Source organism: Massilia sp. MP_M2 (assembly GCF_039123635.1).
Classification (GTDB): domain Bacteria; phylum Pseudomonadota; class Gammaproteobacteria; order Burkholderiales; family Burkholderiaceae_D; genus Telluria.
In genome coordinates this window covers 134702-156198 of the sequence record NZ_JBCHJF010000008.1, presented here as the reverse complement: position 1 = coordinate 156198, position 21497 = coordinate 134702, and the positions used below count along the sequence as shown (strand labels likewise).

Below are 21497 nucleotides of genomic sequence, written 5' to 3'. Positions count from 1 at the left end.
GTGGCGCCCATGCGCCCTTGCGCAAGGCTAGCGGAGGGCCGGTGAAACCGCTGAGCGCTGCAAGGCTGCGCGCCCATGTCCAGGGCCGTTCTGATGCAACTCACCCCCCGTTTTCTGCCACTCGTCGCACACCGCTGGAAGCCGTGCGGGGACACGCCTACAGTACACACATCGACACACCACTCACCCACCAAGGAGAAGCAAAATGAACGTCCTCAAACACATGGAAGCCGTCTTCATCGCCGCCGCCCTGATCGCCGTTCCTGTCGGCTATCTGGCCAAGGTCTCGGACGCCAATGCCAACGCCTTCAATGCAAGCAGCGCGGCCATCGCCAGCGGCGCCAAGGTCGCCACCGTGACCGTGACCGCCAAGCGCCTGAGTAGCGCCGAGAAGTCGCAGCTGCTGGCACTGGACACCGTCACCGCAGCGAGCCGGCTGTGAACGCGCGCTGTCGTCGCGGCGCCGCCAACGGGCGGCGCGCGGCGGCCAGGTGGACGGCTAACGCCACCAAACTGTGTCAGATGTAATAACTTGCTTCAGGCTTCGCGTCACCGATCCCGGATTGCTATATTCCGCTTATCCGCTTACGGATCTGGAGACGACCATGAAATCCCCGCTTATTCTTGCAGCCCTGATCGCCATTGGCGCAGCTGCCACCATCCCGCTGTCTGCACAGGCCCAGCCACACCTCTCGGTCGTGATCAGCAGCGCCCCGCCCGCCCCCATCTACGAGCGCATTCCGGGTCCGCGTCGCGGCCACGTCTGGGCGCCCGGCTACTGGGAATGGCGCGGCCATCGCCATGACTGGGTGCCCGGCCACTATGTCGTCGCGCGGCCCGGCTACGTGTATGCGCCGCCGAGCTGGCACCATCGCGGCAACCGCTGGGTGATGGAACCGTCGCGCTGGAACCGCGGCCCGGGCCACCACTATGGCCCGCAGCCGGTGTATGTGCGCGGCCATGACGGCTATGACCGCGACCGTGGCTACCGCGACCACCACCGTGATCGCGATCGGCACCACGGCAATGGCCGCGGGCGCGGACCGGACTTCGACCGTGATGGCGTCCCGAACTACCGCGACCGCGATCGCGACAACGACGGCATCCGCAACCGCCACGATCGGGACCGCGATGGCGACGGCGTGCGCAACCGCCACGATAGCCGTCCGGACAATCCTTATCGCCGTTAATTCACGCCGTTAAGTCACGCTGTTAATTCGTCGCCTGGCGTTTCAGGTGCTTGTCCAGAAACGCCAGGATCTTCGCGCTCGCTTCGGTCTGGTTTTTCTTTTTCGAGAAACCATGGCCTTCGTCGTCGAACACGACGTACTCGACGTCGACCTTGTTCTTGCGGACCGCTTCCACGATCTCGTCGCTTTCGGGCCGGATCACGCGCGGATCGTTCGCGCCCTGGATCACCATCAGCGGCTTGATGATGCGGTGCGCGTGGAACAGCGGCGACGTCGCTACCAAAAATTCCTTGTCCTTGACCGGGTCACCGATCTCGTCATACAGCGCCTTGCGCTGCGCTTCCCAATACGGCGGAATGCTCTCGAGCGTGCGCACCCAGTTGCTCACGCCAAAAATATCGATGCCGACCTTGAACGCTTCGGGCCGGAACGCCAGCGCCGCCAGCGTCATGTAACCGCCGTAACTGCCGCCCATGATGCCGATGCGCTCGGCATCGATGTACGACTGGCTCGCGAGCCACGTCTTCGCCTCGATGCAATCCCACAGCGGCTCCATGCCGTGCTTGCGATCGTCGGCGCGGAAGAAGGTCTTGCCATACCCCGAGCTGCCCCGGTTGTTGATGCCCAGGACCGCATACCCATGGTTGACCAGATACTGGATCTGCGCGCTGTAGCCGCGCCTCGTCTGCCCGCCCGGCCCGCCGTGCACGTACACCACCGCCGGCACCTTGGCGTTCGGCGCCGCGCCTTTCGGCTTGTAATAGATCGACGGGATCACGGTGCCGTCGAACGACTTGAAGCGCACGACCTGGGCTTCGACCAGATCGTTCGGATCGATGGCCGGATTCAGGCTGCGCGTGAGCTGGGTGGTCTTCTTGCTGACAAAATCGTGCACGTACAGGTTGTTCGGCGAGCGGTCGCCATTCAGATAGAACGCCATCAGGCGGCCGCTGGCCGAAAACGTCACCTGGCGCATTTCGCCGCCCGGCAGTTTCGGTAATGCGACCGGCTTGCCGGCAGCGTCGAACACGCGCACGTCGATGCTGCCGTCGCGGTTGACGATGCTGACCCGGTTGGCGCCATTGCGCGAGTAGCTCGTGTCGAGCAGGTCCCAGTCGGCTTTCTCGACGTCGCTCGTCACGCCGCTGGCCAGATCATACGCGGCGATGCGCGTGAACTCGCCACCGGCATTGGTGGTGAGCAGCAGGCGCTTCGATTGCGGATCAAACGTGGCGGCCGAGTGGCTCGCCGGTGCGGTGTGCGGCGTGATGTGCTTCATCGTGCGTGTCGGCAGGTGGTACACGTAGACGTCGCTGTCGGACGTGGTGCTGGACTTGTCGAACGCAAGCCAGTTGCCGTCGCGGCTGATGTCCGAGACATTCATGCCGCTGTCGTTCTGGTACACCATCGTGCGCGCGTAGCTGCCCGCGTCGTACAGATAGATGTCGAAGAATTTCGGATCGCGCTCGTTGGTGGCGACGTAGAAGCCGCTACCGTCGGGCTTCCAGCCGGCAAACGATGCCTTGAGTTTTCCGGGCGTCAGGTCGCGCTCCTTGCCGCCCGGCTCGAGCACGTACAGGTGGTTCTGCTCGTCGCCGCCCGTGTCGCGCGTGAACAGGATGCGGTCGTCGTTGTAGAAGTAGCCTACCGCGTAGGTCGAATCGACGGTGGACGTGGTCAGCGCGCGCGGCGCGCCGCCGCCCACCGGCAGCGTGTAGGCGTTGAAGATGCCGGACGCGTTACTGCTGAACAGGATCTGCCGCTCGTCCTTGCTGAACGACGCGCCGGTCACGGAGGTCGTCGCCATGAATTGCTCGATGGTGTAGCGCTTGACCTGCTTGCCCTGTTTGAGCGGCGCTTTCGCTACCGGCTGCGCGCCGGGTTTTTCAACCTGCGCAGTGACCTGCTCACTGGCCTGCAACGGCATCGACGCGGCGCCGACCAACACGGCGAACAGGGACAATCGGACTGCATGGCGGGACGGACGCATCGCTTCTCCTCAAGTTGGACAGCATCGATCCAGTGTTTCAAAAGTCTTAACTTCTGTCAACGAATGAAGATCGGTTATGCTCTCGCCATGAACGACCTGAGCCTTCTGCGCGCCGCCGCATACAAGACCGAACTGGCGGCAAGCCAGCGCCTGATGACGCGCGCCGGCCTGGACGAGCTTGATGCCCTCACCCGCACGCTCACGCACAGCGCCGGCGTGGCCGGCCTGGCGCACCTGCTGGCCGAACGGGCGGCGCTGCGCCTGCATGCGGCGCAGCAGTCGGCCCGGCGCGCGGCGCTGGCCAATGCCTCGCGCACGCGGGGCGCTGGCCAGGGAAAATCGGCGTGGCGCGCCTGGTTCGACGGCTCGGCACGACCGAATCCCGGTCGCTGCGGCGTCGGCGCGGTGCTCGAAGGTCCTGGCGGCGTGCGCGTCGCCATCTCGCATGACGGCGGCTATGGCAACAGCAGCGAAGCGGAATACCTGGCCTTGATCGCCGTGCTGGACGCCGCCGTGGCGCATGGCGCGCACGATGTGCTGGTGTGCGGGGACAGCCAGGTCGTGATCGACGACGTGAATGGCCCCGCCAGCGCAAGTGCGCCGAGCCTGCGTGACTACCGCACCCGCGCCTGTGCCCTGCTCGCGCGCCTGCCACAGGCGCAGCTGCGCTGGATCCCGCGTCACAAGAATGCCGAGGCCGATGCGCTCTCCCAGCGTGCCGTGCCGCCTCTTTTACCGGAAACATCAATATGTTAGAACTTACTTCGACCGATTTCGCCGCCTGGCGCACGCAGCTCGTCGCGCTGGCGGCGCAGGATGCCGGCACCGACGGCGCCCACGACGGCGCCCACCTCGACCGCGTCTGGCGCAATGCCCAGGCGCTGCTCGCGCACCACCCGGAAGCCGACCGCCTGGTGGTGCTGGCGGCCAGCTACCTGCACGACCTGGTGAACCTGCCGAAGAACGACCCTGCGCGCAACCAGGCATCGCGCCGCTCGGCCGAGCTGGCGCGCCAGTTGCTCGCGCCGCTGGGCTTCCCGCCCGAGAAGCTCGACGCGGTCGCGCATGCCATCGAGGCGCACAGCTTTTCGGCGGCGATTCCCGCCACCACCATCGAGGCCAAGATCGTGCAGGACGCCGATCGTCTCGACGGCCTGGGCCTGGTGGGACTGGCGCGCATGTTCTATATCGCGGGCCGCATGGAAAGCAGCCTGGCGCATCCGACCGATCCGCTGGGCGACGAACGTGCGCACGACGATCGTCGTTACGCGCTCGACCACATCGTCGTCAAGCTCGACAAGCTGCCGGACATGATGCAGACCCAAGCCGCGCGCGCCGTGGGCCGCGAGCGCCTCGAACAGCTGATGACGTTCCGGGCACAGTTCGCGGCCGAATGGAGCGGCGTCTAGCGATTGTTAACGGCATGCAGGCGTTGCCGCAATGCTAAGATGGGCGACCGCCAACCGCCGAGGTGTCCATGACCAGTACGACCACCGTGCCGCAAGCGTCGAGCGGCAACCTCAATTTCGTCCTGGTCTGCGTCTTCATCGACATGCTCGGTATTGGCCTGATCGTGCCCGTGCTACCGCTGCTGGTCGGGCAGTTTGTCGAAGGCGCCGACATGCGCGCGCTCTGGTATGGCGTGCTGGCCACCGTGTTCGGCCTGCTGCAGTTCCTGTTCATGCCGGCGCTGGGCGCACTGAGCGACCGCATCGGCCGCCGCCCGGTGCTGCTGTATTCGATGGGCGGCATGTGCCTGAATTTTCTCGTCACGGCCTGGGCACCGAGCCTGGCCTGGCTATTCCTCGGCCGCGTCATCGGCGGCATGTCGTCGGCCAGCATGTCGGTCGCCTCGGCCTACGCATCCGACATCTCGACCCGCGAAAACCGCGCCAAAAGCTTCGGCAAGATCGGCGCCGCCTTCGGCCTGGGCTTCATTTGCGGCCCGATGCTTGGCGGCGTGCTTGGCGAGTCCAACCTGCACCTGCCGTTCTACGTCGCGGCCGTGCTGTCAGGCGCGAACCTCGTGTACGGCTACTTCTTCGTGCCCGAGTCGCTGCCACCAGGCGTGCGCCCGCCCTTCGCGTGGGAGCGCTTGAACCCGTTCACCGCGCTGATGCGCCTCGTGCGGCGCCAGGATATCCGCGGCCTCGTGGTCGCGGTCTTCCTGGCCACCTTCGCCCAGATGATGCTGCAATCGACCTGGGTGCTGTACACCACCTTCCGCTTCGACTGGACGCCGCGCGACAACGGCATCGCGCTCTTTTGCGTGGGCTTGAGCTCGGTCGTGGTGCAGGCCGGGCTGCTGGGCATCCTGATCCGGCGCTTTGGCGAGCCGCGCCTGGCCCTGCTGGGCCTGGGCTCGGGCGCCGTGACGTATGCCGCTTACGGCCTGGCGACCGAAGGCTGGATGATGTACGTCTTCATCATGTGCAACGTGCTCGCCTACGCCGCCGGCCCGGCGCTGCAGGGGCTCGTCTCGAAGTCCTCGCCGCCCGAGCAGCAGGGCGAGTTGATGGGCTCCCTGCAGGCAATCGGCAGCCTCGCGGTCATCATCACGCCGCTGCTCGGCACCGGCATCCTCAGCGCCGTGAGCCACTTGCCCCAATCCGACTGGCGCGTCGGCAGCAGCTTCTACCTGTGCGCCTTCATGCAACTGCTGGCGCTGATCGTGGCCTGGCGTTACTTCAAGAGTCACCACGTCAAAACGCCAGCTGATACGTGAGCGTGGCGCGTAGTGGCCCGGCGAAATAGAACCGGCGTTGTTCCAGGCCGGTTAGCGGGTCGGCGTACGACGGCTCGAATCCTTCATTTTCGCGCAGCAGATTGGCCAGCGACAGCCGCAGCAAGCGCTTCGCGTCGATGCGCCATGCAGCGTACGCATCCAGGTCAGTGCGCGGCGCGGTGTAATAACCGCGATTGGCGGTCACCCGCACCAGACCATTGCGCTTGTGCGCCACGCTGCTGCCCAACGTCAGCGCGCCCCGGCGATAGTCGATCCCCAGATTGGCCGACAGTGGCGTTTGCCGTTCGAGACGATTATCCGGGCCCGGGACCGAGTCGAGGCGCGACCAGTGACGGGCCACACCCGCCCGCACATCAAACTCCGGCGCGCCCGCAAACAGGGATTTCAGCGGAAACTTCGTTTCCAGCTCGAGAGAGCGGGTCTCGGCGCGGCCGTCGTTCACCGGCGTGAAGATCCAGCGGTAACCGTCAAAGTAGATGCGGTTGCTCGTGTAGTCATCGATCCGGCGCAGCGAGGTGGCGATCGACACCATTGCGTTCTCGGCCCTGTAATGCTCGTAAGCGGCGTCGACGCCCCATGCCAGTTCTGGCCTGAGGTTGGGGTTGCCCTGAAAGTCAGCCTCGGTGGCGCTATTGTTTTCAAAGCCCTGGCGGCGCGGCAGCAGGTTCCACAGGTCCGGCTCCTTGTAGGTGCGGGTGAGTGCAAGACGCACCTGGTCGCCCTTGCGGCCCGGGATCTTCCACAAGGTCTGCATGACCGGACTCCAGACACCGGAACCCGTGCGGGACGAGGCAAACGAATTGCCCGATGCGCGTGTGCGGATGCCCTCCCAGCGCAGCCCCATGTACATTGACCAGTAGGGCGTGATGTCCCACTCGTCCTGGGCATACATGGCCAGCCGGGTCACGCGCGCCTCGAACGTTTCATCCAGCGCCAACCCTGACGGGAACGTGCGCACACGATCCTGCTCGACGCGCGTCTCGTCCCGCCAGGTGACGCCGCCATCCCACCCGGTGGCCAGCGCGTGACCGCTGCCGAGTTTGCGCATCGCCTTGCCGGTCGAATTGATGCCGCGGTCGCGTCGGGCGCCGTCGATGCGTCCGTCCGTCTCGGGATTGCCGGCCGCGTCGCGCCCAGCGCGCAACCCCACGTTCTCGCTGCGCTCACCCATCAGGCCAAGCTTGGCTTCGATGCTGGCGCCGGACGGAAAGCCCCTGCTCCAGCGCAGATCGGTGCGCGCCGTTTCGTCATCGGCGCGGTAGTGCGTGACCAGGTCGGGCGCAGGTGGCGGGCCGCCGATCAGCGTAGTGACAAGGGCATGGCCACGGTTGCGAAACCGGGTCACGTTCACGAACGTTTCGGACGTGATCTTGTCGCCGCCAGCCAGTGTCCACTCCAGGCGCGGCGTCAGGTTCAGGCGTCGCATGCGGCCACGTTCATCGGTCGCCGTCGTGCGCAGCAGGTCGATGGCACCGTCGGTTCCCGTGTTTTCCAGCACCATCCCATTGACGCGATCGAACCGTTCGCTCACGCCATCGCCGGCCAGCGACCAGGCGAAGCGCTCGCGCCGGTCACTCAGTTGCAGGGACGCGTTCGGCCCCCTGAACACATCCGAACCGAGCATGCCCAGCTTGAGTTCACGTTCCCTCGTCTTGGCCACGTGGCGCAGGACGATGTTGACCGTCCCGGCCACTGCCTGCGTGGGCATGTCTGCCGTCGCGGCGCGCAGTACTTCGATGCGCTCGACCATCTCGGGCGACAGCGTGTCGAAGCTGAAGTTGCCAGGTGCCCGTTCGCCGTTGATCAGTACCTGCGTATAGCCGGCACCCAGGCCACGCAGCTGGATCGTTCCGCCCTGACCACTGCTGCCGTCGATCGTTACACCAGGCACGCGCCGCAGCGCATCCAGAATGGAGCGGTCGCCGTAGCGCGTGAGCTCGTCGCGCTTGATGACGATGCGGGTGGCCGTGTCGTCGCGGCGCGGATCGTAGCCGGCGGCGCTGCCCTTGATGTCCACCTGCGGAATGACTGGTCCGGTCTGGGCAGCTGCCGATATCGGGACACTGGCAGCAATCAACAGAGACAGGGTGTAGTGCGTTGGCAGTTTCCTCACGGCGGCTTCTCCAGGTTATTGAACAGGCCCGGCCAGAATATGCCACCATGTAGCAAAATGTAAACGTCAATATAGAAATTTTCCAATCTCTCTAGAAGCAATCCTGACTGCTACGTACGAGCATATCCAGATTACATCACAGCGCACACCCTCTCTGTCCGCCATCCCCGCGCTACCTGCGGTACACTCGCCGCAACAGTGTTAAAAGCGGCAACAGAATTTCCTTCTGACATGCCCGGCTATAATGCGCACTTTTCCGCGAAAGGCGATCGACCGTGTCCCGACTCAAAGTCCTGCCCCAATATGTGATGCCGAAGCAGGCAATGACCAACCTTGCCGGTCGCGTCGCCGGCCACCGTGGCGGGTCGCTGACGACTGGCCTGATCCGTTGGTTCGTGGGCAAATATGGCGTCGACATGAGCGAAGCGGCCAATCCGGACATCGCCAGCTACCCGAGCTTCAACGAATTCTTCACCCGTGCGCTGCGCGCTGGCGTGCGCCCGCTGGCGCACGCCGATTACGTGTGTCCGGTGGACGGCGCGATCAGCCAGTTCGGCGATATCGATGACCACCAGATCTTCCAGGCCAAGGGCCACAAGTTCACCACGGCCGAACTGGTCGGTGGCGACCAGACGCTGGCGGCGCACTTCCAGCATGGCCACTTCGCCAACGTCTACCTGAGCCCCAAGGATTACCACCGCATCCACATGCCGTGCGACGGCCGCCTGACGCGCATGATCTATGTGCCGGGCAAGCTGTTCTCGGTGAACCCGACGACGGCGCGTGGCGTGCCGGGGCTGTTCGCGCGCAACGAGCGCGTCGTGTGCGTATTCGACAGCGACGAATTCGGACCATTCGTGATGACGCTCGTGGGCGCGACCATTGTCGGCAGCATGGCCACCGTCTGGCATGGCGTCGTCAATCCGCCGCGCATGGCGCGTATCTGCGACTGGCACTACGAGCCGGGCCAGGTCACGCTGAAGAAAGGTGACGAGATGGGCCGTTTCCTGCTCGGCTCCACTGTCGTGATGCTGTTCCAGAAAGGCGCGATCCGCTTCAATCCGGCCTGGGCGCCCGAAGGCAAGGTGCGTCTGGGCGACGTGATGGGCAATCGGCCACTGCGCTGATCGGTCTCAGGCAACGTCCGACGCGCCGTTCTCCAGCGCCGCCTTCGCCTTGAAGGCGGCCGCGATCTGTTCCGGCCCATGGCCATGGGCCGTACAGGTTTCTTCCATCATCGCCAGAAATGCGCGCGTCTTGGCTGGCATCAGCTTGCGGCTCGGGAACACCGCCCAGCCGTTCGCGGTCGGCATCTCCCACTCCGGCAGCACCCGCACCAGTTCACCTGTCTGCATATACGGTTCGGCAAACAGCGTCGAGCTGAGCGCGATCCCGGCGCCGCGCGCGGCGATGCGCGCCAGCAGGTCCGGTGAATTGGCCGTCAGCCGGCTTGGCAGCGCGCGCTGCCAGCGCACCTTCCCGCGAATCAGCGTCCATGGCACCGCGCCGCCGCTGCGGCTAAGGATGCACAGCACGTCGTGCGTGGCCAGATCGTCCGGATGCTCGGGAATCCCGTGGCGCGCCAGGTAGGCCGGTGATGCGAACAGGCCCGGTTGCTCGAGGATGAACGGGCGCGCACTGAGCGTGGCGTCGTCCGGCAAGTCGCCCATGCGGATGGCGATGTCGAAGTTCTCGGCCACCAGATCGACCCGGCGCGGGGTCAGGTCCATCTCGAGCGTCACGGCCGGATAGCGTTCGAGAAAGCGCGCGATAACGTGATTCAGGGTGCTGTTGGCAAAGTCCCCCGGCGCCGAGATGCGCAGCTTGCCGCTCGGCTCACCCTGGCGGTGCTGGGCCAGTGCGCCGGCCGCTTCCACCTCATCGGCCAGGCGCCGCGCGTGTTCGTACAGGCTGGCGCCGAATTCCGTCACCACCAGCTTGCGCGTCGTGCGCTGCAGCAGTCGCTCGCCAAGCGTCGTCTCGAGCAGCGCCAGGCGGCGCGACAAGGTCGACTTCGGCAAATTGACGCGATCGGCAGCGCGCGTGAAGCTCCCCGCCTCGACAATGCGCGCAAAGAGCAGCAGGTCATTCGGTTCGACGTCCATGATTGTCCCATCAGCAGAATAATGTTATCCATTTTACGGTCTTTCGCATTGTTTTTGGAAAGACTAAAGTAGACCCATCGCTACTCCAACCACGAAGGAACCACCACCATGAACATCCTGCACATCACCTCGAGCATCCGCGGCGACGCATCCGAATCGACCCGCGTCACGCAACAGATCGTCGACAAGCTGGTCGCTGCCAACCCGGGCGCCACGATCGTGCGCCGCGACCTGGGCGCAGCCCCGGTGCTGCTACTCGACGGCGCGGCCCTGGGCGCGCTGTTTACTCCGGGCGAGCAGCGCAGCGCCGCGCAACTGGCGCGCGTCGAGCAGGACGATGCGCTGATCCTCGAAGCACAAGCGGCCGACGTGATCGTGCTGGGCGCGCCGATGTACAACTTCTCGATGCCGGTGCAGCTGAAAAGCTGGTTCGACGCCATTGCCCGCGCTGGCGTGACGTTCCGCTATACCGAGACCGGTCCGGAAGGCCTGCTCAAGAACAAGAAAGTCTACGTGGCTGCAGCGCGCGGCGGTGTCTACGAAGAAGCGCAGGATCCGCAAGTGCCGCAGATGCGCGCGCTGCTGGGCTTTTTGGGCCTGGTCGACCAGACCTTCATCTACTCGTCGGGCATGGCGATGGGACCGGATGCCGTGGCTGCGGGCCAGGCAGCGGCCAACGCCGCCGTTGACGCGGCGCTGGCGTAATACTGGTAAAACCCGCAAGACCCCAGTCGCCAGCAGGCGGCGCAACCAACAGGAGAACAGATTGACCACCACTGTCACGCATCCAGGTACCACGGCGCTACTGGCGAAAAGCCGCGGCGTCGAACGCCTCATCAACGGCCAGTTCGTGATGGACGGCGCCGGTGTACGCATCAACCGGATCCTAACTGGTCCCCTGCAGCGCCGCCTGGACCCGTTCCTGATGCTCGACGCCTTCGGCAGCGACAAGCCGGGTGACTACCTCGCCGGCTTTCCGGAGCACCCGCACCGGGGCTTCGAGACCATCACCTACATGCTGGCCGGGCGCATGCGCCACCGCGACAGCGCCGGCAACGAAGGCCTGGTCACCGACGGCGGCGTGCAGTGGATGACGGCCGGGCGCGGCGTGATCCACTCCGAGATGCCGGAGCAGAACGCCGGCCTGATGGAAGGTTTTCAGCTGTGGCTCAACCTGCCAGCGAGCGACAAGATGACGGCGCCGTGGTACCGCGACATCCCGCTCGAGGAAGTGCCGCGCTTGAGGACCGACGAGGGCGTCACGGTACATGTCATCGCCGGCAGCACGCATGGCGTCGACGGCGCGGTACAACGGGCGCATACCGAGCCGCTGTACCTCGACCTCGAGATTCCGGCCGGCGTCACGTTCGAGCAGCCGATTCCGGCCGGGCACAATGCGTTCGTGTACGTGTTTCGCGGTGAAGCGGTCATCGACGGCAAAGGTGTGCCATCGACGCGCATGGCGATCCTCGACAACGCAGCCGGCGCTGACGGTGTGCGCATCAAGGCGATCGCACCAACACGCCTGCTGGTGCTGGCCGGGCGACCGCTGAACGAGCCCATCGCGCAGTATGGGCCGTTCGTGATGAATACCCAGGCCGAGCTGCATCAGGCAGTCGAGGATTTTCGCGCCGGGCATTTCGCGTAAGCGCGTCGTCATCAAAGGTGAAGCGCGTGGGCGGCGCAGTCGCCTCGCCGGCCGCGCCCACGCTGCGCAGAGCGCGGCCATGCGCTACACTCTCGGGATGACACAAGCGCAACATCACCTGCCATGGCACTGCTAGACACTCTGGGCGACCTGCTCGCCCGCGCCAGCTACGCCATGGGCCTGGAAAACGCCGACCGCTTCCCGCGCGGCCACGCCTGCCCGCACACCCGCTGGAACAAGGCCTACTTCGACATCCCGTCCGACTACAAGGCCGAGCGGATGGAAACCATCATCTGCGCGGCGATTGCCAACACGCCCTGGGTGTTCGGCGCGATCCGCAATCCCACCCCACGCATGCAGCGCGCGCTGCTGGCCATCATCGACGCACGCCTGCGCCGCGCCGATGCGCCAGCTGACCTGGTCGCGCTGCTGATCAAGGCGTATCGTCAGCCGCACACGCCCGACATCGTGCCGGGCTTGCGCGCCACGATCGCGGCCAATGCGCAATTCGACGAGAACATCCAGGCGCATGCGGTGCTGGCCTATCTGGGCGATGCGCCGGCGGGGTTCGGCGTGATCGAGGCGCACGGGTAACGCACGTCGATGCGCTAACCTTTCGCCGGCGGCGGCGGCGTCGTCGCCGGGCCGGATGTCGCCACCGGCGGCGCGTCGGGTTTGGCAACCGTGGCGCTCGTGCCCTTCGCTGTAGCTGTAGCTGCACCTGCACCTGAACCTGTACCTGACTCTGCACTTGCCCCGGCACTTGCCGCGCCACCCGCAGCATCTGCCGGTTTGCCCGGCAGTGGTTTAGTGGCCGACACCGCAGCATTGACGAAGTTCTGGGTTGTCTCGAACGTCTTGAGCAGGCCCCTGAACAGGGGTTCGACCTTATCCGCCTTGATTGCCCCATTCAGGTAGAACTGGCACAGCGCGAACATGCCCGTGCGAAACGCATCGAGCGGCGCATTGCGCGATGCCAGGACCGTGACGGCGGTGCCGAAGTCATCTTTGAGCGTTACGCTTTTGCCCGGCACCGTGAAGGCGGTATCGATGCTCGCCTTGATGCCCATTGCGGTGTCCGGCGGCGGCTCGGCGCAGAAACGCGGTTGCGGATGCTCTGGCGCGGCAACGATGACCGTTCGTCTGTCGGCCGATAGCGACACCGTTCGAACGACTTGACCGACGTCGTCTTCGACCACGGGGCGATTGAAGAACGTGCCCGCCGTCGCGGCGCAACCGGCCAGCGCAGAAACAACGACAAGCATGAGGAGGATGCGGAACATGGCGGCTCCTGGTGCGACCCCGGGCATCGCTCGGGTAGTCTGCATATCAGACTCGCGCGCCGACAAGGCGTGCCCCGAACATCTGCGCCGCTTGCGCTTGCACAAACCTGTTGTCAGGCCAGGGTTTCCCGCTAGAATATCGCCACATTTCCCTTCCCGCCCGGACCCCATGACTTCCCCCCGCCAGTTCCAGTTCAAATCCGTCAACTACACCGGCCTGCAGCCCGGCCCACGCGTCATCATCATGGGCGCCACCCACGGCAACGAGGTGTGCGGCACCAAAGCCATCCGGCGCGTGATGGACGAGATCGACAGCGGCGCGCTGCACATCGCCGCCGGCAGCCTGACGTTCGTGCCGATCGTCAATCCGCTGGCATACCAGCAGGTCACGCGCAACGGCGACCGCAACCTGAACCGCGATCTGTTCCCGAAAGCGAACCCGCAGGATTTCGAGGACCAGATCGCGAACTGGCTGTGCCCCTTGCTCGGCCAGCACGACGTGCTGCTCGACATCCACTCGTTTGCCGCCACGGGCGAGCCGTTCGTGATGGTCGGTCCGCTCGACAATGACGGCACGTTGCAGCCGTTTTGCCACGCCGAAAAAGAGCGCGCCTGGGCGCGCCGCCTGGGCGTGCGCCGCTTCGTCGATGGCTGGCTCGCGACCTATGGCGACGGCGTGCAGCGCCGTAGCCGCAATGCCGATGAACTGGAAACCGTCCTGCGCTACGGCGTGGGCACGACCGAATACATGCGCAGCACGGGCGGCTACGCGCTGACGCTCGAAGCCGGCCAGCACGACGATCCGGCCGCGCCTGACGTCGCCTACCGCGCGATCATGAATACGCTGGCGCACCTGGGCTTGATCGCCGCGCCCGACCCGGTGCCCGTTGATTTTGACGCCATGGAAGCGCTGTCGATGGTGGTCGTGCACGACAAGCAGCACGCGGATGACGCGTTCTCGCGTCCCTGGAAAAGCTTCGATCCGGTCGAACAAGGTGAACTGATCGGCACCCGCGCCGACGGCACGCCGGTGACCGCCGAATTCGGCGGCCGCATCCTGTTCCCGGCCGCGGGCGCTGCCGCCAACACCGAGTGGTATTACCTGACCCGCCCGAACCCGGTGTTCGGGCGCGAGCAGGGCTGAACTTCACGCCTTCACGCCTTCACGCTGGCGAGAGCAGCTTGAGCATCACGATGCCGCCGATGATCAGCGTGATCGCCAACAAGCGCAGCGCGCCGGTCGGTTCGCCCAGCATCAGCATGCCGAAGATCGCCGTGCCGACCGTGCCGATGCCGGTCCAGATGGCGTAGGCGGTGCCCAGCGGCAGCTGGCGCAGCGCCAGGCCCAGCATGCCGACGCTGGCTGCCATCGTGACCAGCGTGAACAGCGACGGCCACAGGCGCGTGAAGCCCACCGTGTATTTCAGGCCGACGGCCCAGGCCACTTCCAGCAGGCCGGCGATGACAAGATAGATCCAGCTCATGGGGATTCCTCGCAGGTTGTCAGGTCAAAAGGCGGCGAGTATACCACCGGCCCCGCAGCGAAAATCGGACCGTCGCCAGCAGACTTTTTTTGAATATCGTAAGATGACGATATTCGGATCGAAAGATCCCGATATAAAGGAACCACCCGATGGATATCGACGCGATCCACAAGGCCCTGGCCAACCCGGTGCGGCGCCAGATCCTGCACTGGTTGAAGGATCCGCAGCAGCATTTCAGCGAGCAGGAGCACCCGCTCGAGATGGGTGTGTGCTGCAAGCTGATCGACGGGCGCACCGGCCTGTCGCAATCGACCGTGTCGGCGCACCTGGCCACGCTGCAGCGCGCGGGCCTGGTGGGCACGCGCCGCGTCGGCCAGTGGGTCTTTTATCATCGCAACGAGGAAGCCATCGCGGCCTTCCTCGCCCAATTGAACGACGCAATCTAGGAAAACAAGATGACTACCATGTTTGATCCGATCAAGGTCGGCGCCCTCGAATGGCCAAACCGCATCGTCATGGCGCCGCTGACCCGCTCGCGCGCCGATGGTGGCGGCCGTGTTCCCAATGCCCTGATGGCCGAATACTATGTGCAGCGCGCTTCGGCGGGCCTGATCCTGTCCGAAGCCACCTCGGTCACCCCGATGGGCGTGGGTTACGCCGACACGCCGGGCATCTGGTCCGACGCGCAGGTCGAAGGCTGGAAGCTCGTCACCGACGCCGTGCACGCGGCCGGCGGCCGCATCTTTTTGCAGTTGTGGCACGTGGGTCGTATCTCCGACCCGTCGTTCCTGGACGGCGAACTGCCGGTGGCCCCATCGGCGATCAAGCCGGACGGCCACGTGAGCCTGCTGCGTCCGAAGCGTGAATACGTCACCCCGCGCGCGCTCGACATCGAAGAACTCCCGGGCATCGTGTCGGCCTACCGCAAGGGCGCCGAGAATGCCAAGCTGGCCGGCTTTGACGGCGTGGAAATCCACGGCGCCAACGGCTACCTGCTCGACCAGTTCCTGCAAGACTCGACCAACCAGCGCACCGACGCCTACGGCGGCTCGATCGAACACCGCGCACGCCTGCTGCTGGAAGTGACCGATGCCTGCATCGACGTCTGGGGCGCCGACCGTGTGGGCATGCACCTGGCGCCGGGCCGTGATTCGCACGACATGGGCGACTCGACGCCGGCCGAGACCTTCGGCTACGTCGCGCGTGAACTGGGCCGCCGCAAGATCGCGTTCATCTTCACCCGCGAAGGCCAAGGCCCGGATGAACTGGGCCCGATGATCAAGAAGGAATTCGGCGGCGTCTGGATCGCGAACCAGCAGCTGACCAAGGAAAAGGCCGAGGAACTGATCGCCAGCGGCACGGCCGATGCCGTCTCGTGGGGCCAGCTCTACATCGCCAATCCGGACCTGACGAAACGCCTGCAACTCGGGGCACCGCTCAACGAACCGAATCCAAACACGTTCTACCATCCGGGCGCGACCGGCTACACCGATTATCCGGCGCTGCCAGCCACGGTGTAAGTATCCCTTTCTCCGCGCCCTCGCCCGCTTTCGCCGGCGAGGGGCGGCGCTTCTTCGAACAGGACCTGCGGGTCCTGTTTTTTTTCGTATTGACGCCCCATTGAAGCATATGTATGCCATACGCATGCATAAAAAAGGTTCGCTACGGTGGGTGTCCAGCCTCGAACGTTAGTGCTATTCTTGCGCGATTGATATCGTGCGCACTGCGACGCGCCTACCGTGAGAGGATTTTCAATGAACGTTCCAGCACACCGCGCCATGGCGCTTGCCATCGCTTCCGCCATCGCCTTCAGTGGCGCCGTCAATGCTGCGCCAGCGACCCAGGGCGCGCGCGCCGAGACGCCGTTCCTGTCGCAGGTCGACGCCTTTGCCCGCTCCGCGCGCGTGTCGAACGTGGACTATGTGCTGGACTTCACGCTGACCGGCAAGGAAACCTTTGCCGGCACCACGACCGTCACCTTCGACCTGAAGGATGTCGACGCTCCGGTCACGCTCGACCTGAAGGACGCCACCGTCAAGTCGGTCAGTGTCAACGGCAAGCCGGTCGCCACGCGCTACAACAAGTGGTTCATCACGCTCGACGCGGCCAGCCTGGCCAGGGGCCGCAACACGGTCGTCATCGATTACGAGCGCCTGCACAGCACCAATGGCGAAGGCCTGCACCGCATGGTCGATCCGGCCGATGGCCGCGTCTACACGTATTCGCACTTCGAACCGGTCGCCGCCCAGCAGATGTTCGCGGTGTTCGACCAGCCCGACCTGAAGGCCAGCTACACGGTGTCGGTCACTGCGCCGCGCGACTGGCACGTGGTCACGACCACGCGCGAAACCAGGATCGACGAGCGTGGCGCGAACCGTCACTGGACGTTCAAGACCACGAAACGACTCAGCCCGTATAACTTCTCGCTGCACGCCGGCCCGTACCAGGTCTGGGAAGACAACAGCGGCAAGTACCCGATGCGCCTGTTCGCGCGCCAGTCGCTGGCCAAGCTGGTGGTACCAAACGACTGGTTCCGCCAGACCAAGGCCGGCATCGGGTTCTTTGAAGAGTACTTCGGCATCGCGTATCCGTTCGAGAAATACGATCAGCTGATCGTGCCGGACTTCCTGTACGGCGCGATGGAAAACGCCGGCGCGATCACGTTTGCCGAAGCGCGCTACGGCGTGGCCAACATGACGGCCGAGCAGAAGCAGTCGATGACCGAAGTGATCATGCACGAGATGGCGCACCAGTGGTTCGGCAACCTGGTCACCATGAAATGGTGGAACGGCCTGTGGCTGAACGAAAGCTTTGCGTCCTTCATGGGCGTGCTGGCGACGGTCGAATCGACCGAATTCAAGGATTCGTGGCAGAAGTTCTACCAGAGCGGCAAGCAGCGCGCCTACATTCAGGACCAGACTGCGAGCACGCACCCGATCGAAGTGCCGGTGCCGTCGTCGAGCAACGCCTTCGACAACATCGATGCGATCACCTACGCCAAAGGCGGCTCGACACTCAAGCAGCTGCGTCACCTGCTGGGCGAGGACGTGTTCCGCAAGGGCGTGCACAACTACCTGGTCAAGTACTCGTGGAAGAACGCGACGCTCGACGATTTCATCGGCAGCCTGGGCGAAGCGGCGGGCCGCGACCTGTCCGGCTGGACGAAGCAATGGCTGTACAACGCCGGCGTGAACACCATCGCCGCCAACTACAGCTGCAGCGGCGGCAAGATCCGCAACTTCACGCTGGCGCAGACTGCGCCATCCAACGAGCTGCCGACGCTGCGCGAGCAGCGCGTGCAGGTGGGCGCGTTCAAGGTCGACGGCGGCAAGCTGACGCTCGTCAAGAACGTCCCGGTGACCTACACGGGCGCGAAGACGGCGGTGCCGGACATGAACGGCACCGCCTGCCCGGACCTGGTCTACCCGAACTACCAGGACTGGGGCTACGCCAAGGTCAAGCTGGACCAGCGCTCGTTCGACACCGCGCGCACCAGCCTGGCCAAGGTCGACGATCCGCTGCTGCGCGCGATGCTGTGGCAAAGCCTGTGGGACGGTGTGCGCGATGCCGAGCTGCCACTGAATGACTTCCTCACCGTGGCGCTGAACAATGCGCCGCTTGAAAAAGATTACACGCTGCTGGGCGATGTGCTGGGCAAGGTGAGCGAGTCGAAGGCCTACCTCGATGCGATGAACCTGAACAACGCCTACACGCGCCAGACCACGCTGGCTCTGGAAAAAATGGCTTGGGACGGCGTGCTGGCCAACAAGGGCAATGCCGACTTCCAGCGCCGCTGGTTCAACCAGTTCGTGAGCGTTGCCAGCAGCCCGGACGCGCTGGCGCGCCTGGCAGGCATCCTTGACGGCAAGGTCGATGCCGCTGGCGTGCCAGTGGGCCAGCCCCTGCGCTGGGCGATCATCAAGCATCTGAACCAGTACAACTACCCGGGATCGTTTGCGCTGATCGCGCAAGAGTCCACGCGCGACAAATCGGACGCCGGCCAGATCGCAGCGGTGGCCGCCACCGTCAGCCGGCCGGATGCCGCCGTCAAGGCGGACTGGGTCAAGCAGATCGAAGACCAGAAAACAGCGTTGCCTTTCTCGCGCATCCGCACCGCGATGGGCAGCATCTTCCCGGCCGAACAGGGCGCGCTCAGCGAGCGCGATGCCGATGCGCGCCTGGCGCGCCTGCCGCAGGTGGACAAGACGGGTGGTCCGGTCTTCATGCGCGCCTATGCGGGCACGATGATCCCGGCAACCTGCACGCCGCAGAGCGTGGCGCGCCTGACGCGCGCGGCAGCAACGATGACGGATCTGTCGGCGTTCACGCGCCGCTCGCTGCTCGACACGCTGCAGGACGACGGGCGCTGCGTGGCGATCAAGGCAAAGCTGAGCGCGCCAAAAGGCTGATCGCCACATGCTGCCTGTCGGAGTCTTGACGCCGCGCCGCAGGCCCGGCTGGCCGCTTGCACTCACCCTTGGCCTGCACCTGCTGCTGGGCTGGTGGTGGTTGGGGGCGACAGGCGTGCGGGTGCTGCCGGCGACTGTGTCGGCGCCCCGTGAATTCATCGTGGTGGCAGTGCTGACGCCTGCGCCTTCTCGTTCTTCCGCTGCATCTGCCACCCCATCGTCATCACCCCCGCGCGCAGCGCAGGCAGTTCCTGCGCGAGCTGCGCCGCCGGCGCCGCCAGTAGCACCACAGCCAATAACGCAAGCGCCTGCAGACACCGCGCCGCCTGCGGCAACAGGCGAACCTGCTGCAGATCCGTTCCCCACCCCTTCAGCATCAGCACAAGAAGGCATTGCCACAGGCGACGACAGCCTGGCGAGCCGCGGCAAGCGCACGGCAGGCGCGGTCGACCACGACCTGCGCAAGGGCAAGCTGGCGCCGCTGGACCCGGGCGACAGCAAGTGGCAGCGCTTCGCGCAAGCGGTCGGCGACGCACGCGTGGATACCTCGCGCTCACGGACATCGGAAAGTTATACGGGGCCGGACGGCGTCGTCGTGTACCGCTTTCGCCAGGGCGGGCGCACGTGGTGCCGCACCGGTGGCGATATCAGGCCCAGCCCGTTTGGCGCCCAGGCTGGCGGCGCAGCGCTGTTCGACAAGGCCGGTGGTGGCGGCTTTGCCGGCATGGTCCAATGCCCGACCCGGGTGCAGTTCAAGCCTGACTGAGACGCGGCTGCCCCCGCGCGCAGTCGCCATCCTGCGTCACCCCGCCCTGCCGTAAAATGACCGGGCTCGCGGCGCCCTGCCGCTCACGGAGACAACACATTGGACTGGGATTATCCGCAACCGTTCATCCTGGCAGTGACGCCGCAGCCCGGCGACATCGATGGTCTGAACCACACCAACAATGCCGTGTATGTGCGCTGGTGCGAGCAGGCCGGCTGGGCGCACTCCGACAGCCTTGGCCTGTCACTGGACGACTACCGGCGCCTGGACCGGGCGATGGCGATCCGGCGCGGCGAATACGATTACCTGCTGCCCACGGCCGTTGGCGAAGCGCTGTGCCTGGCGACCTGGCTGGTGGGCGGCGACGGCAAGCTGTCGATGGAACGGCGCTTTCAGCTCGTGCGCGACAGCGATGGCGCCACCGTGCTGCGGGGTCGCTGGGACCTGGTCTGCATCGAACTGTCGAGCGGGCGCCCACGCCGCATGCCCGCCGAATTCCTGGAGACGTACATGCCGGTGATCGTGGGCGGGCCGCCTACAGGATCTCGTTGACGCGCGTGAATGGCCGGCACAGCCGCACACCGTTGGGCGTCACGACGAATGGCCGCTCGATCAGGATCGGATGCGCGACCATGGCGTCCAGCAGCGCAGCGTCATCCGTCCCCGGCTGGTCCAGCCCCAACTCGGTAAACACCGCTTCCTTGCGGCGTACCGCAGCACGCACCGTGATGCCAGCATCGTCAATCAAGCGGGTCAGCGTGTCACGCGTGGGCGGAATGGCCAGGTAATCGATGATCTGTGGTTCGTGGCCGGCTTCGCGGATGGCAGCCAGGGTATTGCGCGATGTGCCGCAGCGGGCATTGTGGTAAATCGTGATGGCCATGGTCATAGAAAAGGTGTTGTTCTCATCAGGTTGTGGTGGATCGGACAAGCGCATGATAGCCACAGCGCATACCCATCATCACTATTTCGCTTGTTCGCCCTTCGCGCCCGGGCTAGAATCGCACGCTTGATTTTCTTGCGCGTAGCCAAGTGCAAGCCCTGCAATGTGCCCACGCCACCCTGGAGACCAGATGACCGATTACCTGCTGCGCCCTGCAGCCCTGCCTACCCTGCGCCAGCGCGCGGCGCTGCGCGTGCTGCAAGTTTTTGGCTGGAAGGTGTTCTTCAAACCGTTGCCCGGGCCGCACGGCGTCTGCGTCATCTACCCGCACACGTCAAACTGGGATTTCCCGATCGGCCTGATGGCCACGTGGGCCATGGGCACGCAATTCAAATGGCTGGCCAAGGACACGCTGTTCCGGGGCCCGATGGGCCGCCTGATGCGTCACTGGGGCGGCGTGCCGGTCGACCGCCGGGCACCGATGGGTGCGACGCGCCAGCTGGCCGATACCATGCTCGCCACGCCATCGTTCTGGATCGGCATCACCCCCGAAGGCACGCGCGCCTATCGTCCCAACTGGAAAAGCGGCTTCTACCACCTGGCCGTCACCGCCAACGTGCCGATGGTGCTGGTGCGCTTCGACTATGGCAAGAAAGAGCTGCACCTGGTCGACACGATGACGCCGACCGGTGACGTCGAGCGCGACATGGACGCCATCCGCGCCGTCTACGTCGACACCCACGCGCTGTACCCGGAAAACGCCGCGCCGATCGTGCTGGCCCCGCCGCGCGACGAACAGGCGACGCAGCGCAAGCAGGCTTGAGACCGGCTGCCCCACAAGCACGACAACTTCTGGTCCGCCCAGGCCATCGATATACCG

General features: G+C 65.3%; 22 protein-coding genes. 16 read left to right on the top strand and 6 right to left on the bottom strand.

Annotation, left to right across the window (positions count from 1 at the left end):
• The first annotated feature begins 205 nt into the window (after positions 1 to 205).
• Both RCH14_RS17315 and RCH14_RS17310 read left to right on the top strand, forming a co-directional pair.
• The gene (locus tag RCH14_RS17315; protein WP_343027343.1) at positions 206 to 442 is read left to right on the top strand and encodes a hypothetical protein; all 237 of its coding nucleotides are present in this window, start codon (positions 206 to 208) and stop codon (positions 440 to 442) included.
• Positions 443 to 605: 163 nt separating this feature from the next.
• On the top strand, positions 606 to 1190 hold the full coding sequence (locus RCH14_RS17310) for a hypothetical protein (RefSeq protein WP_343027342.1): 585 nt from the start codon (positions 606 to 608) through the stop codon (positions 1188 to 1190).
• Positions 1191 to 1212: 22 nt separating this feature from the next.
• Here the strand turns inward: RCH14_RS17310 and RCH14_RS17305 are convergent, their stop codons facing one another.
• The gene (locus RCH14_RS17305) at positions 1213 to 3180 is read right to left on the bottom strand and encodes a S9 family peptidase (protein ID WP_343027341.1); all 1968 of its coding nucleotides are present in this window, start codon (positions 3178 to 3180) and stop codon (positions 1213 to 1215) included.
• Between the two features lie 87 nt (positions 3181 to 3267).
• Here RCH14_RS17305 and RCH14_RS17300 point away from each other — a divergent pair, with 87 nt between their 5' ends.
• From RCH14_RS17300 to RCH14_RS17290, 3 genes are all read left to right on the top strand, one after another.
• Positions 3268 to 3936 (top strand): ribonuclease HI family protein, encoded by a 669-nt coding sequence (locus tag RCH14_RS17300; protein WP_343027340.1) that lies wholly within the window; start codon positions 3268 to 3270, stop codon positions 3934 to 3936.
• Complete coding sequence (locus RCH14_RS17295) at positions 3930 to 4589, top strand: HD domain-containing protein (protein ID WP_343027339.1); 660 nt, start codon at positions 3930 to 3932, stop codon at positions 4587 to 4589. The genes RCH14_RS17300 and RCH14_RS17295 overlap by 7 nt, the downstream gene beginning before the upstream one ends.
• 68 nt (positions 4590 to 4657) lie before the next feature.
• Positions 4658 to 5905: a TCR/Tet family MFS transporter gene (locus RCH14_RS17290; protein WP_343027338.1), complete on the top strand. Its 1248-nt coding sequence runs from the start codon at positions 4658 to 4660 to the stop codon at positions 5903 to 5905.
• Here RCH14_RS17290 and RCH14_RS17285 read toward each other — a convergent pair.
• Positions 5883 to 8039, bottom strand: a complete 2157-nt coding sequence (locus tag RCH14_RS17285; protein WP_343027337.1) for a TonB-dependent receptor domain-containing protein — start codon at positions 8037 to 8039, stop codon at positions 5883 to 5885. The two genes, RCH14_RS17290 and RCH14_RS17285, sit on opposite strands and share 23 nt — an antisense overlap.
• A gap of 323 nt (positions 8040 to 8362) precedes the next feature.
• Here RCH14_RS17285 and asd point away from each other — a divergent pair, with 323 nt between their 5' ends.
• On the top strand, positions 8363 to 9166 hold the full coding sequence (gene asd / locus RCH14_RS17280; RefSeq protein WP_343027336.1) for an archaetidylserine decarboxylase: 804 nt from the start codon (positions 8363 to 8365) through the stop codon (positions 9164 to 9166).
• Between the two features lie 6 nt (positions 9167 to 9172).
• Here asd and RCH14_RS17275 read toward each other — a convergent pair whose 3' ends face one another.
• Positions 9173 to 10144, bottom strand: coding sequence for a LysR family transcriptional regulator (locus RCH14_RS17275; protein ID WP_343027335.1), 972 nt, complete (start codon positions 10142 to 10144; stop codon positions 9173 to 9175).
• 108 nt (positions 10145 to 10252) lie between these two features.
• Here RCH14_RS17275 and RCH14_RS17270 point away from each other — a divergent pair, with 108 nt between their 5' ends.
• The 3 genes from RCH14_RS17270 (at position 10253) to RCH14_RS17260 (ending at position 12386) form a co-directional block, all read left to right on the top strand.
• The gene (locus RCH14_RS17270; protein WP_343027334.1) at positions 10253 to 10849 is read left to right on the top strand and encodes an NAD(P)H-dependent oxidoreductase; all 597 of its coding nucleotides are present in this window, start codon (positions 10253 to 10255) and stop codon (positions 10847 to 10849) included.
• Between the two features lie 148 nt (positions 10850 to 10997).
• Positions 10998 to 11792, top strand: coding sequence for a pirin family protein (locus RCH14_RS17265; protein WP_343027449.1), 795 nt, complete (start codon positions 10998 to 11000; stop codon positions 11790 to 11792).
• Between the two features lie 123 nt (positions 11793 to 11915).
• Entirely contained in the window at positions 11916 to 12386 is a 471-nt protein-coding gene (locus RCH14_RS17260) for a hypothetical protein (protein ID WP_343027333.1), read from the top strand.
• Positions 12387 to 12400: 14 nt separating this feature from the next.
• Here RCH14_RS17260 and RCH14_RS17255 read toward each other — a convergent pair whose 3' ends face one another.
• Positions 12401 to 13075, bottom strand: a complete 675-nt coding sequence (locus RCH14_RS17255; protein ID WP_343027332.1) for a hypothetical protein — start codon at positions 13073 to 13075, stop codon at positions 12401 to 12403.
• A gap of 169 nt (positions 13076 to 13244) precedes the next feature.
• On the opposite strand from RCH14_RS17255, the gene RCH14_RS17250 reads away from it, so the two are divergent.
• Positions 13245 to 14219: a succinylglutamate desuccinylase/aspartoacylase family protein gene (locus RCH14_RS17250; RefSeq protein WP_343027331.1), complete on the top strand. Its 975-nt coding sequence runs from the start codon at positions 13245 to 13247 to the stop codon at positions 14217 to 14219.
• A 19-nt stretch (positions 14220 to 14238) separates the two neighbouring features.
• Here RCH14_RS17250 and sugE read toward each other — a convergent pair whose 3' ends face one another.
• A complete protein-coding gene (sugE, locus tag RCH14_RS17245; protein WP_343027330.1) occupies positions 14239 to 14559 on the bottom strand; it encodes a quaternary ammonium compound efflux SMR transporter SugE in 321 nt (106 codons plus the stop codon).
• Between the two features lie 149 nt (positions 14560 to 14708).
• Between sugE and RCH14_RS17240 the strand changes: the two genes are divergently transcribed.
• The 5 genes from RCH14_RS17240 to RCH14_RS17220 all read left to right on the top strand — a co-directional run bounded on the left by RCH14_RS17240 (position 14709) and on the right by RCH14_RS17220 (position 20286).
• Positions 14709 to 15005 (top strand): metalloregulator ArsR/SmtB family transcription factor, encoded by a 297-nt coding sequence (locus tag RCH14_RS17240; protein ID WP_343027329.1) that lies wholly within the window; start codon positions 14709 to 14711, stop codon positions 15003 to 15005.
• Between the two features lie 9 nt (positions 15006 to 15014).
• Complete coding sequence (locus tag RCH14_RS17235; protein ID WP_343027328.1) at positions 15015 to 16079, top strand: alkene reductase; 1065 nt, start codon at positions 15015 to 15017, stop codon at positions 16077 to 16079.
• A 234-nt stretch (positions 16080 to 16313) separates the two neighbouring features.
• On the top strand, positions 16314 to 18968 hold the full coding sequence (gene pepN, locus RCH14_RS17230) for an aminopeptidase N (protein ID WP_343027327.1): 2655 nt from the start codon (positions 16314 to 16316) through the stop codon (positions 18966 to 18968).
• Between the two features lie 7 nt (positions 18969 to 18975).
• The gene (locus RCH14_RS17225; RefSeq protein WP_343027326.1) at positions 18976 to 19734 is read left to right on the top strand and encodes a hypothetical protein; all 759 of its coding nucleotides are present in this window, start codon (positions 18976 to 18978) and stop codon (positions 19732 to 19734) included.
• 99 nt (positions 19735 to 19833) lie between these two features.
• The gene (locus RCH14_RS17220) at positions 19834 to 20286 is read left to right on the top strand and encodes a thioesterase family protein (protein WP_343027325.1); all 453 of its coding nucleotides are present in this window, start codon (positions 19834 to 19836) and stop codon (positions 20284 to 20286) included.
• On the opposite strand, the gene arsC is transcribed toward RCH14_RS17220, so the two are convergent.
• Positions 20270 to 20623, bottom strand: a complete 354-nt coding sequence (gene arsC / locus RCH14_RS17215) for an arsenate reductase (glutaredoxin) (RefSeq protein ID WP_343027324.1) — start codon at positions 20621 to 20623, stop codon at positions 20270 to 20272. The genes RCH14_RS17220 and arsC overlap by 17 nt on opposite strands.
• 184 nt (positions 20624 to 20807) lie before the next feature.
• On the opposite strand from arsC, the gene RCH14_RS17210 reads away from it, so the two are divergent.
• Positions 20808 to 21440: a 1-acyl-sn-glycerol-3-phosphate acyltransferase gene (locus RCH14_RS17210; RefSeq protein WP_343027323.1), complete on the top strand. Its 633-nt coding sequence runs from the start codon at positions 20808 to 20810 to the stop codon at positions 21438 to 21440.
• The last annotated feature ends 57 nt before the right edge of the window (positions 21441 to 21497 follow it).